The organism is Archangium sp., assembly GCF_036277355.1.
GTDB lineage: Bacteria > Myxococcota > Myxococcia > Myxococcales > Myxococcaceae > Archangium.
On the sequence record NZ_DASUNC010000078.1, the window covers coordinates 1 to 12,499 of the forward strand.

Genomic DNA, 12,499 nt, shown 5'->3' on the forward strand with positions numbered 1-12,499 from the left:
CCCCACCTCTTCCCAAACAGAGGCGCGCTCGAGCCCGATGCACTCTTGCGGTTCCGCACGTCTCTCATTGCCGGCGGTGTCGAAGATCAAGCAGTCGCGGAAGTTCCCCCGGTCCTGCATGAACTGAACGATGGGTTGAGAAAACGGCTCTTCCAGCTTCCTCCACCCGATGACTTCCCACCCCCTCTCGTTCATGTGGCGGACAGCCATCTTGAAAAGGATGGGCATGGAGGCAATCCGGTCCAGGTCAGAATCCGGAGTGTCGGTCCTGTAATCGTAATAGGCATCATGCGGCATCTTCAGCACCCGGCCGTAGCCAAAGGAGCCGTCTGCGAGAGGAATTCTCAAGAACGACCCGGGCTTGTAGAGGCGCGGCATCTGCTAATACCCCGTGTATGGGTGAAGGAGGCCCCACAACTCCGTGGCGGCTTCGTGAAAGTACGCGTTCACGGGTCTGGCCAAGGAGAGGAAAGCCCCTGATTTCGGACACTTGCAAAGCAATGCATGGCGCCGACGCCAGAGCAAAATCGTGAATCAGCCAATCGCTGGTCCATGATGTTGCTCTTGCTCGGCTGCCCTACCCCAATAGGTGGGCCATCGAGTAGCCTGACCCGTGAACGCGTACCCCGAAGCTACAGCCAGCGCCAAGGCGTAACCCTCCCGGGAGGCATGGCGGTAAGGCTTCAACTCCTAAACCCTGGCGCCGAACCCTGGACGGTGGCGGGGGCGGTGTTGAAGGACGCGACGGGCGCGGAGGAGGTGGAGCTTTCCGCGTGGCAGGTGTCGGCCATTGCCCCCGGCGCAATGGGCTTTGTCGTGGTGGGCGCCGAGCGGGAGCCGGGGCAACTCGCCTGCCCCTGCACCCTCAAACTGTGGGAGGCGCAAGGGCCCCGCACCGTCACCCTCGGGAACGTCACCTTCCCGGCTGGGGAGCAAGCTGGGAAGCAAGGCGCGGCGCGCGAGTAGTGCCGCCACCCCATCCGGCGGGAGGGAAAACCAACCTACCCGATGGGTTTTCAGCACCTTACCAGACCCGACGGCTTGACCTGGCTGTCAGCCGCTTTCTGTAATCGACGGGTTTGGGATTCCAGCTCGGGCGGCTCGCCCGGAGAGGTGCGGCAATGTCTAGGCATTCTGTCGATACTCGCCCCGTTGACATACGGCGGCCCCAGCGCGCGGGTGCGCTGGCGCTGGCGGCGCTGATGCTGGTTACAGCGTGCGCCACGGGGGCCCCCATGGGTGGAGGGTTGACGGCTTCCCGTTACCGTCCACCCGTGCCGCGCGATTCGCCCGAGCCGTGGGCGCTGGAGTCAGAAGCCGAGGAAGCCGAGGATGGGGGCCAGCAGGGAGAGGCACTCTTTGCCAAGCTGCCCACGGACTTCGCGCCTGTGCAGGTAAGTGACGCCGAGTTTTCGGCGGCCATGACAACGCTTTGGCTCAACATGCCGCTTCGGGTGGCCGCGTCCCGTCAGCCATTGTATGTCGGCCGTAGGCTGGCGTTGGCTTCCGCGCCCTTGAGTGGCGAAGCGTGGCAATCAGACCTGGCCCGGTCTTATGTGCATTTTTGCGAGCGGTGTGGCACTCCAGGGGATTGCCTGACGCTGTTTGAAGATGGGCCCCGCATTCAGGATGACGACAAGCGAAGCCTTGCGCTAGCCTTGGCGGTGGGCCCTGCCTTGGAAGGCGTAAACGCGGAAGTGCGGGCCATGCTTGACCCTACGCGAATGCTCGCAATGCTGAGCATTAGCATCACGGTTTATATGGCGCTGCTGCTGGCGCCAGTGCCCGAGCCGATAACCAAGGGCGCGGCCCTGGTGTTTAGCGCCGCCCTATGGGGCTATCTTGGTTATGAATTCTTCGACCTGTTGCGGGCCTATGCGCAGCTTTACGAGGATGCGCCCCGGGCCTCTACCTTTGCGGAGTTGCGCGAAATTGGCGAGCGTTTCGGGCGTGTCATCGGTCCTAACAGTGTGCGGATTCTCGTCATCGTTGGGACGGCGGCCATCGGTGAAACGGTGGCCCTTGCTTCCAAGGCCCCGAAGCTGCCCGGATTCGCGCAAGCGTCGGAGAGGGTCGGGGCTAGCACCGGCTTGGGTCTGCTGGAGACGGCAACCGGAGCCGAGCGCCTTATTATCTCTGTGCCCGAGGGGACGATCCGCATGGTGGTGGCGCCTCATGCCGTGGCGATGGCCGCCCGGGGCGTTGGTGCTGGGAGTCCTGCGCCGAGTCGGGGTAAGCTCCTGCCGAACGGACACAGGGCGTGGGGGTCGTTTGGTGGCTTCAAGTCAGCTATGGGGAAGGCGGGCCCCGGAAAGGAATGGCATCATATCGTAGAGCAGACTCCGGGCAACGCGAAGCGGTTTGGTGGAGAAGCGCTGCACAACACTGAAAACGTCATTGCGATGGATAAGGCGCTGCACGACAAGGTGAGTGCTTTTTACTCAAGAATTCGATTTTTCATCACCAAATCAACAAGGCTTGCTGTAAGAGATTGGCTTGGCACTCAATCCTACGAGGCGCAGAGGGAGTTTGGTTTGCTTGCGATAGAGAACATCAAGAACGGGGTTTGGTGATGGACTTGGAGAGTATAGTGGAGGAGTTTGCCCGAAACGTGGCTGCACAGACAGATGCGATCATGCGTGGCGACCGTGGCAAGGGAGGAGACAAGGAAGCGAAGCGATACATAGCCGCCTATAAGAAGCTACGCGACCATGGCGAGGCTGGACGGGATGCACTTGCACGGCTGTTGACGCACTCACGCATGGATGTGCGAGTCTACGCGGCAGGCTTCTTGCTTGGCGATAGGCCGGAACAAGCCTTGCCCGTTCTTAGGGAAGCCGCTAAGGGTGAAGGTTTGATTCCTTTTGAGGCATCCCAGGCGTTGAAGTATTGGGATGAGGGCACTTGGAGCTTGGACGTTGATTAGAAATTAGAGTCGCTTGCCCGGTGTCTCCTTCCAAACCCGAAGGCAGCCACGGTGGGCACCTCGGGCCGGTTGGAGGCCACCAGGGCCGGGCAGCCGAAGCTCGGGCCGGGGGAGGCCACCAGGGTAGCCCGGCAGCCACGGTGGACACCTCGGGCCGGTGGCGGCCTGTTGGCGTTCACGAGGAAGCGCGGAAATTTGGACCGGGACGCCGGAGGAGTGCCGGGGCTCCGGCATCCCGGTCCGAGGTGAGGCTCAGCGCTTGGACTTCGCCTTCCTGGTCGTCGCGGCCTCCTCGGCCTCGCGGCGGCGGTAGCTCTCGCCTTCGATAGCGAGGACGTCCGCGTGGTGGATGACGCGGTCAATCAGCGCGGTGGCGCACGCGGCGTTGGGAAAAATGGTCGGCCAGTCCGAAAACGCCAGATTCGTGGTCTTCGACCATCCACAATGCACCTCCAGTCACGCTCGGCTTTCCTTCGTCCGGGTCGCGGGCCGGAAGCGCAGCTGCCGCTCGCGCAGCTTCTTCAGGCGCGCGAGTTCCTTGCGATCCGCGTAAGCGACACGTTGGCCCTTCACGCTCTCACTCTTCAGCCAGCCACGACGTATCCATCCGTAGAGAGTAATGACGGGCATGTTCAACTCGCGCGCCAGATCGGCCAGCCACCATGCATCTGGAGCGGTGCTGGGCACGGGACGCGGGCCTCGTACAGGCGCGCCGTGGCGGTGCACCATGGCGCGCACCAGGCGCTCGTTGAAGGGGCTGCGCTGGGTGGGCGTCTTCCAGCCCTCCTGGTTGAGCGCTTCGGCAATCTGCTCGACGGTGAGGCCCTGCCTGCGCAGGATGCGGATGCGCTCGAGGAGTTCCTTGTGGCGGGCGAGCTGGTTCAGCCGTCCCACGGGACGTGCCATCTGGGTGCGTGTCTGCTGGCCACCGGCCCAATGCACCACGACGTCCACCCTCTCGCTGTCGTCGTGCGCGGTGACGTCCACTCTCTCAATCAGCAGACGTAGGAGGGTCTTCCTGTCCGCGCCGTCTGATTCGGCGGCCATTCAGGACGAACCCCAGCCAACCCCAACCCCTGCACCGGACAGCGGAGCCGAGCCCCACCTGCTGCGGGAGATTTACGCCGAGTTGTGCAAGCTGCGCGCGATGGTCGGAGACATGCAGAACCGGATCGCCAACGCAGCCCCGGTTCAAGCGGCCCGCGCCATCTCGATTGATGCCGCGCAAGGCCCTTCTCGGCTGCGGGCGCTCTCGGATTTTCGAGCTATTGCGCTCGGGGGCGCTGCGCCGTGCTCCCAAGGTGGGCAAGGTCGCCATGAGCACCCTGGACAGCATCGAAGCACTTCAAGAGTGCTTCGCCCGCGAGCCTGCCCCCAAGCGCAAGCGGCAACCCGCCCAGCAGTCAACCGGGCGGGCGGAGAAGGACGCGATCCTCAAGCTGATTCGGCAAGCCTGACCGGCAGGTATGCCGGATCCTCGGGATGCTCCAGCTTGATCGGAATCTTGATCATCGGGGGCACCTTCACGTTGTCATAAAAAACGCTTGGTTGTGTTTGCGGAGTGGTGCCCGACGACAGCGGCAATCGCAGACAGCGGCAGCCCTCCCGCATTGGGCCTTACCTCCTGCCCGCACTCCGATGCCCAGGTAACGAAGCTGTGCCGGTACTCCCCGAAATGCACCGGCTTGATCCGCAGGGTCTTGCAGGCGCGGGCCACAACCCGGCGGATGTGGCTATCAACCAGCCGGTCCAAATCTCCATCAACAAGCGTGCGCGGTAACAATGATGAAGAGGCAGGTGCTCGCGGGATGAGTCCTGGTCGTTCTGACCATGCTCTCCCTGCCTGCCCGTGGGCCCAGGGCGACAACCCCGTACCCGAGCCCCACGCATCAGGCGCCCAGAGACTGAAGGAGGATTGCCAACCTGACCCCGATGATCAATACTCGCATTGCCGCTTAAGCAGCTTTTAATGAATATCCACGGAGGCAGCACCGTGAGACACGTCAGCTCGAGTCGTTCGGTTTTGGGTGCAGGGGTTGCGCTCCTCATGCTCGCGGCCTGTGGCGACGGGAGCGGGAGCAGAAGCGCGGCAAGCGCGCGCCCCTCCGAGCTGTCGCCAGGCGCGGCGGAGCTCATGGCGGCCTGCCCTGCGGCAGGACTGCCCAGCGGAGATCTCGTGCCGGATACGAGCACCGCCCCCAGTTGCGCCGATGCCACCGCCGCCCCCACCACGCTGGCGTATGCCAGCGGCAGCAGCCACCTGCTCGATCTCTACCGCCCGAGCACGGGCAGCGGCCCCTTTCCCACCGTCATCTGGATCCACGGTGGCGGCTGGCGCAGCGGCTCCCGGCTGAACGTGGAGCAGGCCCGGCGGCTGGTGTGCCGCGGCTACGCGGTGGCCTCCATCGACTACCGGCTGAGCACCACGGCCCCCTTCCCGGCGCAGATCCATGACGTCAAGGCGGCCATCCGCTTCCTTCGCGCCAACGCCGCCAGCCATGGGCTGGATCCGCAGCGCTTCGCCACCTTCGGCAGCTCCGCGGGCGGCCACCTGGCCGCGCTCGCGGCCACCAGCAACGGGGTCGCCGAGCTGGAAGATCTCTCCCAGGGCAATGCCGGGTTCTCCAGCGCCGTGCAGGCCGTGATCGACTGGTACGGCCCCACCGACTTCGCCCGGATGGACGCGCAGTTGCTGGCGCAGGGATGCAGCGCCGGCTCGGCGAGCCACAGCCAGCCGGACTCGGCCGAGAGCCAGCTGCTGGGCTGCACCGTCGGCACCGCCGGTTGCGCGAGCGCGGTGCAGCGTGCGAACCCGATCACCTACGTGAGCGCCAGCGCTCCTCCCATGCTCATCCTGCACGGCTCCGCGGACTGCGTCGTCCCGGCCGCGCAGAGCACCCTGCTATCCTCCTCCATGCAGCAAGCGGAGGGCTGCGTGCTCCAGCGCAGGGTCGTGGGGGCGGGCCATGGGGGGACGCCGTGGCTCAGCACTCCGGTGCAGGACACCTCCGCCGCCTTCCTGGACGCCGTGCTCCCCCCTTCCACCGCGCCCTCCACGCCCCAGGCGGACTGCTCGAAGTTCGTGCTCACGGGCAACCCGACGTCCACCACCGGCGCGACCTGGACCTATGATTCCACGGACCAGGGCGTGCGCTACGTGCTCAGGGGAATCCTGTTCAAGCCCATCGGTACGGGGCCATTCCCGGCGGTGGTCATCAGCCACGGCAAGGGCGGCACGGCGCGCGGCTACTCGGCCAACGTGGCCAAGACCATGACTCCGTGGGGAATGGTTGCCATCGGCACCACGTATACCCACGCCGCTGACGCGGCGGGCACGGAGCCGGCCGGGGCCGATGGAGCCTCGCCCGAGAACGTGCTGCGCGCTCACAAGACGCGCGACCTGCTCTCCTGCGTAGGCCAGGCCGACTTCTCCCGGGTGACGGCGCATGGCCACAGCATGGGGGCCTTCGTCACCGGCCAGCTGTTGGGGACCCATCCGGCGGACTTCCGCGCGGCCTCGCATACCGCCGGAGGCGTGAGCGACGGTGTCAATGCGACCAAACGCCCGGTGGCCGAGCAGATCCGCACGCCGTACCAGCTCCACCACGGTGACGCCGATACCGTGGTCCACATCTCCCAGGACCAGACGCTGGACTCGATCCTCACCGCCAGCGGAACGCCTCACGTGTTCCACGTCTACCCGGGCTACACCCATGAGCAGATGGCGCTGGACCCCACCATGCTGGCACGGGTGCGGGACTGGTACCGCCAGCATGGCGTCGTGCCCTGAGTCACGCCCAGACGCCATCGAAGAGCACGACGCGCCAGCCGTCGGGATCGGCGATCGTCGTGCTACGCCCCTTCCAGTAGGGGTTTGCGGGCTCCACCTCCGGGTACCCCATCGAGAACAGGCGCGCGACGATTCGTGCGAGAGCCGCGCGCTCGGGGATGTAGAGGACGAGCAGGTTGTCACGTGACGGTGCCTCTCCGGGGCTGCCCTGCTCATGGTGCGTGAGCTCCAGATGAACGCCTGCGTCGGGCAGGCCGAGCATCACGCCGTCGTAGCCGGCATGTCCGGTGAACGAGCCGAGCACCTTCAGGCCAAGCAAAGAGAGGGCCCGGGTCTGTGCCACCCGAGCCCTCCGGAGTGTTGCGGTCGGCTGGCGGCATGAGTGCCTGCCGCCGCTGCGCAGCTCCGTCAAGTTCCTGCCCGTCCGCTCGGAGTGTGCGGACGTGGAGCTTCTTCTCGAGGAGCGTTGCTCCTGGTGTCTCAGGGTCTTCTTCATTTGCCCCTCCTGCTATCTGGGCCAGGCCTACTGCGGCCCGGAGTGCCGCGAGGCCGGCCGCCAGCGGGTGGTACGTGCGGCCAGGGCCCGACATCAGCGCAGCGAGGAGGGGCGGTTGGACCACCGCGACCGGCAACGCGCCTACAGGCGGCGTCTGAGCCGACGCACCAGGTGCGGCGTGACGGATCCACCTTCGCAGTCACCTCCATCTGCTGTGGAGTGCGCGGCGCCGGGCGAGCCGAGCGCACCGATGGGCGGTGCGCTCGAGCGAGCCGGCGTGGAGATTGAGCATGGATTGCCCCTCGCTGCTGCTGTGGCCCTCGGCCACGCAGACGCGCCTGTTGCTGACGCACGGCCCGGAGGAGAAGCTGAGGGCGGTACTGCCCCCGTTGACGCACCTGCGCCACGGCCGGGCGGTGACGACGCTGCTGGAAGGACTGGCGCTGTGGATGGACGCCGTTGCGCGTTGTGCTGTGTGCCAACGCCACGGCCGTTTCGTACTGGCTGGGATTGACCGACGCACGTGGCGTGGGCATGCGAGGCCTCTTCTACGACGTGCAGCTCGTCGCGCCACGGGACAAGCGCATGGCCGCCGAGGTGCACGGCCTGGGTGACTTCGAGGACATGCACGCGCTGCGCGAGGCGCCGCCGGTGGGAGGGTTGCCGTGACGGTGGACACGCAGGTGGAGGCGGAGGTGCGCCGACTGTACTCCGGATGACCCGCGCATCGCCGCCTCACGCACCCGCCCCCACTCCCTCGCCTCCAACGCCAGCCTCCTCGACAAGGACTCCTCCGATGACCACTCCACTCGCTGACCGCCTGGCCTCCCTCGGGATGCACGCCACCTCCCAGGGCCTCTCGGACCTCATCGCCCGCGCCACGAAGGCCAGGTGGGGTGCTACCGAGCTGCTGGAGCACCTGGCCGACGAGGAGCAGAAGGAGCGGGGCCGCAGAAGTCTCGAGCGGCGCCTGTCTCGCAGCCGTCTTGGCCGCTTCAAGCCCATGGCGGACTACGACTGGGGATGGCCCAGGAAGATTGACCGCGAGGCCGTCGAGTCCGCCTTGCGCCTGGATTTCCTGGAGGGCGCGCGCAACGTCGTCATCGTCGCGCCGCAGGGACTGGGCAAGACGATGATCGCGCAGAACATCGCCCACCAGGCCGTCCTCAAGGGGCACTCCGCTCTCTTCGTCACCGCCTCCCAGTTGCTGCTCGACCTGGGTGCCCAGGACACCAGCCGCGCACTGGACCGCCGCCTGCGCCACTACGAGCGGTGCGGCACGCCAGGGGATTGCCTGACGCTGTTTGAAGACGGGCCCCGCATTCAGGATGACGACAAGCGAAGCCTTGCACTCGCCCAGGCGGTGGGTCCTGCCCTGGAAGGCGTAAACGCGGAAGTGCGGGCCATGCTCGACCCTACGCGAATGCTCGCGATGATTAGCATGAGCATCACGGTTTATATGGCGCTGCTGTTGGCGCCAGTGCCCGAGCCGGTAACAAAGGGCGCGGCCCTGGTGTTTAGTGCCGCCCTGTGGGGTTATCTCGGTTATGAATTCTTCGACCTGTTGCGGGCCTATGCGCAGCTTTACGAGGACGCACCCCGGGCCTCTACCTTTGCGGAGTTGCGCGAAATTGGCGAGCGTTTCGGGCGCGTCATCGGTCCTAACAGTGTGCGGATTCTCGTCATCGTTGGGACGGCGGCCATCGGTGAAACGGTAGCCCTTGCTTCCAAGGCCCCGAAGCTCCCCGGATTCGCGCAAGCGTCGGAGAGGGTCGGGGCTAGCACCGGCTTGGGCCTGCTGGAGACGGCAACCGGAGCCGAGCGCCTGATTGTCTCTGTGCCAGAGGGGACGATTCGCGTGGTGTTGGCGCCTCATGCCGTGGCCATGGCTGCCCGGGGCGTTGCCGCTGGGAGTCCTGCCCCGACTCGGGGTAAGCTCCTCCCCAATGGACACAGGGCGTGGGGATCGTACGGTGGTTTTAAGTCGGCAATGGGAAAGGCAGGCCCCGGAAAGGAATGGCATCACATCGTGGAGCAGACTCCGGGCAACGCGAAGCGGTTTGGCGGAGAAGCCCTGCACAACACTGAAAACGTTATTGCGTTGGATAAGGCGCTGCACGACAAGGTGAGCGCTTTTTACTCCGCAATCAAGCCAAGGATCACGAACTCAAAAGCGCTGACAGTGCGGGAGTGGCTTGGTACCCAGTCCTATGAGGCACAGCGCGAGTTCGGCTTGTTGGCCATCAAGAACATTGCCGGAGGTATCCGGTGACTGATATTGAGAAGCTCGTTGCGGAGTTTGCCGAGAACGTGGCTGCACAGACGGATTCAATCTGGAAAGGTGACTCGAAGACCGGCAACAAGCACGCCAAGAGATACATTGCCGCATTCGACAGATTGGTCGCACATGGTGATGCCGGGCGCAATGCGCTCACTGTGCTGTTTACGCACCCCCGCATGGATGTTCGAGTGTCGGCGGCTGCGTATTTGCTCCGATACCGGACAGCAGAGGCCCGAGCGATACTGGAAGAGGCGGCGAAGGGTGTGGGGATGATTCCCTTTGAGGCTTCGTTAGTATTGAAGAATTGGGAAAGCGGCACGTGGGCCCTGGACCCTGCCGAGGATGCTGCGGGGCAGCCAGAAGCGCCTGGCCCAGCACGGCCCAGCCAGCGCAGCCGACCACGCACGGGGCGCGGCACTACCGACAGACGGAGGGGGAGCAAGCGGGACAAGCCCGACGGTTGATCTTGAGAAGAGCGCGCTAGAACCGGGCAGGCGAAGCTCGGGCCGGTGGAGGCGCCCCCAGGGTGTTGATGGTCACCAGGGCACGGCAGGCGTAGCTCGGGCCCGGTGGAGGCCACCAGGGCGCTGGCGGATGAGACACGCGGCGGCTGCGCTGGTATGCCCACCGGGGGCAGACGACCTGGTACCGGTGGCTGTCGACGCGCTCGCGCGGCGCCAGGGGCCTCCAGTGGTGACGCCACGAGCAGCTCCTCGTCCGGTCCCCACTGCCTACACCCCGGCTCGTCCACCGCTACGGCACGCCATCAGTCCTGCGCCTCGAGCCCCGTGAGCCAGGCGTCGAACGTCATGGCGATGAAGTCATCCATCGCCGTGGCGTTCTTTTCCGCCTTCATCCTCAGCAGGGCGCCTTCCCAGCCGTGGATGAGATGCCGGGCGATGCGCCTGGGGGAATCCAATGGCCGTACCTCGCCTTTGTCCATCGCCTCGCGAACCACCTGCTCGAGGTCCACTTCCCACGCCGCGAAGGCGGACTGGATTTTCGCGCGCAGGTTGTCGCTCACATCCGACACCTCGGCGCTGAGGTTGCCGAGCAGGCATCCTTCCCGGAAACCCACTCCCTCGAAATACGCGGCGTAGTGGAGAAAATACCGCCGGAGCCGCTGCAGCGGCGGACCCGCTCCTTCCAGCAGCAGCTCCCGGCGGGTTTGCGCGGCGAGCTCGGCGTACAGCTCGACCACGCCCAGGGCGAAGTCCTCCTTTCCGTCAGGAAAGAAGTGGTAGAAGGAGCCCTTGGGGACATCGGCGGCGTCGACGATGCGCTTGATTCCGGTGGCGGAGTATCCCTCACGCAGCAGCAGCCGCAGCCCCTCGTGCAGGAGTTTTTGCCGGGTCCCTGTTCCGCTCATCGTCGACTCCCGGGTCTTCAGGCCTTGTTCTGATGATAGAGGAACACGGCATCGGTTCCTCCGCTCATGCCCACGGCGAGCTGGATGTTCAAATGGGCCATCGCCTCGAGGTACCGCGCACACCGCAGCGGTCCGGCGTCGATGGGAGCGAAGCCGAGCTCCTGGAGTAGCCGGGCAACGGTGGTGTTGGCATCGGCGGAATTTCCGCAGAGGAACCCAGCGGCCGGCAGGCCTCCCCGGTTGAGTTTCTCGGGGAACATGGAATCGGCGAAGACGGTGTTGAAGGCCTTCACCACCCGGGACTCCGGGAGCAGACGGGCGATCTCTTCTCCCGCCGAGTTCTCCTCACCCAGCAGCACCGGGGACCAGTCCGGGTTGAGGGGATTGGTCGCATCGATGACGATCTTCCCGGCGAGCGCCGGGCGCAGCGCCGGCAGCACCTCCTTGCACGCCAGGTACGGGAGCGCGATCAGCACGGCCTCCCCGTACTCGGCGGCCTGGGAGAACGTGCCGCGTTCCCCCAACAGCACGCCGTGCCCGGCCCGGATGAACAGCGCTGCGGTCTTCTTGGCGACGTTGCCACTGCCGAGGATGCCGATCTTCACGTGTCTCTCCCGCTCGGTGGATTTCATCCAACACCGATGGGCTCACTAGTAGACCGGTCGTCTAGTGGAGTCAAGCCAGCTGTACCGCTGCGGGGTGGTGAGGCTCTCGAGCTGCCGCCACCTGGCCCGCGCCTTCGAGCCTCGTCAGGCCTTCTCCTCGACGAGCTTGCGGAACTCGGCCCGCATCGCGCCCACCTCGCCCTTCTGCGAGCCGCCGTGAATCTTGTCCGCGGCCTCGCCAATCTGATGACCCAAGGCCAGCCCTCCCACGGTGCGGACCGCCAGGCCGAGCCCGGGGTTGACCATCCCCGCGAGCACGCCAGCGCCCGTCGAGAGCGCCGCGCTGGTGAGCACCTTCTTCGTCTCATGCCGGGTGCGCGCGTCGATGGCCTCCGTGAGCGTGCCCATGCCGGCGTCGGAGACGGTAGCGGTGGCGAAGGCGCCCTCGGCGCCGGATTTGGTCGCCACGGCCAGGCCCTTGGCCGCGGCCAGGGGATCGCCCTCGGCGAGCGCCGCCAGGGCCTTCTCGCCCGCATGCTTCGCTCCGGCGCCCGCGATGCGGACCCCGTCCCGGGTATCGAGCTGGCCCTGGCCGGCCACCTTGACGGCCTTGGCGCTGAACGTCACCTGGTCCGTCATCTGCGTCATCGACTCCTTGAAATCCTTCAGGTCCACCTTGCCGCTCACCACGGCGGAGCCCACGTTGGCCACCGAGGACACCGCCTTCTGGCGGCTCTCGAGGAAGCCCTGCATCCCGTCCTGCAAGGGGTTGGCGTGCGCGTCGGGCCGGATGTTGCCGGCCAGGCGCGAGAGCTTCGTGTCCCCGCGCTCGAAGGAGGAGCCACCGTCCGCGCCCGAGGGCAGACCGGCGCCCTGCTTCATCGGGCCTGGGGCCTGCCCCTTGGCTCCCTCCCGCTCGTTGACCCGGCGGTTCATCGCCTCCGTCGCGACACCGAACGCCATGCTAGCTCCCACCTGACCAAGACGCCTGAGCATGCTGCCCTCCATTCTGGTTGGGGGATGTCTCCCCGG

The 12,499-nt window shown here is 65.9% G+C and carries 14 protein-coding genes and 1 pseudogene; 8 read left to right on the forward strand and 7 right to left on the reverse strand.

The window, feature by feature from the left end; all coding sequences use genetic code 11:
* On the reverse strand, positions 1 to 378 hold a 378-nt coding region (locus tag VFZ09_RS21370; RefSeq protein WP_329729485.1), incomplete at its 3' end, for an immunity 26/phosphotriesterase HocA family protein.
* A 291-nt stretch (positions 379 to 669) separates the two neighbouring features.
* Between VFZ09_RS21370 and VFZ09_RS21375 the strand changes: the two genes are divergently transcribed.
* The 3 genes from VFZ09_RS21375 (at position 670) to VFZ09_RS21385 (ending at position 2,926) form a co-directional block, all read left to right on the forward strand.
* A complete protein-coding gene (locus VFZ09_RS21375) occupies positions 670 to 966 on the forward strand; it encodes a DUF2381 family protein (RefSeq protein WP_329729486.1) in 297 nt (98 codons plus the stop codon).
* A 281-nt stretch (positions 967 to 1,247) separates the two neighbouring features.
* Positions 1,248 to 2,573: a hypothetical protein gene (locus VFZ09_RS21380; protein ID WP_329729487.1), complete on the forward strand. Its 1,326-nt coding sequence runs from the start codon at positions 1,248 to 1,250 to the stop codon at positions 2,571 to 2,573.
* Positions 2,573 to 2,926, forward strand: coding sequence for a hypothetical protein (locus VFZ09_RS21385; protein WP_329729545.1), 354 nt, complete (start codon positions 2,573 to 2,575; stop codon positions 2,924 to 2,926). The genes VFZ09_RS21380 and VFZ09_RS21385 overlap by 1 nt, the downstream gene beginning before the upstream one ends.
* Before the next feature lie 252 nt (positions 2,927 to 3,178).
* Here the strand turns inward: VFZ09_RS21385 and VFZ09_RS21390 are convergent, their stop codons facing one another.
* Positions 3,179 to 3,376, reverse strand: coding sequence for an ATP-binding protein (locus VFZ09_RS21390; protein WP_329729488.1), 198 nt, complete (start codon positions 3,374 to 3,376; stop codon positions 3,179 to 3,181).
* Between the two features lie 6 nt (positions 3,377 to 3,382).
* The gene (locus VFZ09_RS21395) at positions 3,383 to 3,973 is read right to left on the reverse strand and encodes a hypothetical protein (protein ID WP_329729489.1); all 591 of its coding nucleotides are present in this window, start codon (positions 3,971 to 3,973) and stop codon (positions 3,383 to 3,385) included.
* Positions 3,974 to 4,242: 269 nt separating this feature from the next.
* Between VFZ09_RS21395 and VFZ09_RS21400 the strand changes: the two genes are divergently transcribed.
* Both VFZ09_RS21400 and VFZ09_RS21405 read left to right on the forward strand, forming a co-directional pair.
* Positions 4,243 to 4,383, forward strand: a complete 141-nt coding sequence (locus tag VFZ09_RS21400; protein ID WP_329729490.1) for a hypothetical protein — start codon at positions 4,243 to 4,245, stop codon at positions 4,381 to 4,383.
* Positions 4,384 to 5,102: 719 nt separating this feature from the next.
* Positions 5,103 to 6,716 (forward strand): alpha/beta hydrolase fold domain-containing protein, encoded by a 1,614-nt coding sequence (locus tag VFZ09_RS21405; protein WP_329729491.1) that lies wholly within the window; start codon positions 5,103 to 5,105, stop codon positions 6,714 to 6,716.
* 1 nt (position 6,717) lies between these two features.
* On the opposite strand, the gene VFZ09_RS21410 is transcribed toward VFZ09_RS21405, so the two are convergent.
* A complete protein-coding gene (locus VFZ09_RS21410) occupies positions 6,718 to 7,059 on the reverse strand; it encodes a VOC family protein (RefSeq protein WP_329729492.1) in 342 nt (113 codons plus the stop codon).
* A gap of 612 nt (positions 7,060 to 7,671) precedes the next feature.
* On the opposite strand from VFZ09_RS21410, the gene VFZ09_RS21415 reads away from it, so the two are divergent.
* From VFZ09_RS21415 to VFZ09_RS21425, 3 genes and pseudogenes are all read left to right on the forward strand, one after another.
* On the forward strand, positions 7,672 to 7,881 hold the full coding sequence (locus VFZ09_RS21415; protein WP_329729493.1) for a hypothetical protein: 210 nt from the start codon (positions 7,672 to 7,674) through the stop codon (positions 7,879 to 7,881).
* 127 nt (positions 7,882 to 8,008) lie between these two features.
* A complete protein-coding gene (locus tag VFZ09_RS21420; RefSeq protein ID WP_329729494.1) occupies positions 8,009 to 9,484 on the forward strand; it encodes an ATP-binding protein in 1,476 nt (491 codons plus the stop codon).
* A pseudogene (locus tag VFZ09_RS21425) lies at positions 9,481 to 9,828 on the forward strand (DUF2019 domain-containing protein); the annotation flags it as partial. The gene VFZ09_RS21420 and the pseudogene VFZ09_RS21425, both read left to right, overlap by 4 nt.
* Positions 9,829 to 10,259: 431 nt before the next feature.
* Here the strand turns inward: VFZ09_RS21425 and VFZ09_RS21430 are convergent.
* The 3 genes from VFZ09_RS21430 to VFZ09_RS21440 form a co-directional block, all read right to left on the reverse strand.
* Positions 10,260 to 10,862 carry a TetR/AcrR family transcriptional regulator gene (locus VFZ09_RS21430; RefSeq protein WP_329729495.1) on the reverse strand — a complete coding sequence of 201 codons (603 nt, stop codon included), beginning with the start codon at positions 10,860 to 10,862 and terminating at the stop codon, positions 10,260 to 10,262.
* Between the two features lie 17 nt (positions 10,863 to 10,879).
* Positions 10,880 to 11,467 carry an NADPH-dependent F420 reductase gene (locus tag VFZ09_RS21435; protein WP_329729496.1) on the reverse strand — a complete coding sequence of 196 codons (588 nt, stop codon included), beginning with the start codon at positions 11,465 to 11,467 and terminating at the stop codon, positions 10,880 to 10,882.
* A 144-nt stretch (positions 11,468 to 11,611) separates the two neighbouring features.
* A complete protein-coding gene (locus VFZ09_RS21440) occupies positions 11,612 to 12,430 on the reverse strand; it encodes a hypothetical protein (protein WP_329729497.1) in 819 nt (272 codons plus the stop codon).
* Between the last annotated feature and the right edge of the window lie 69 nt (positions 12,431 to 12,499).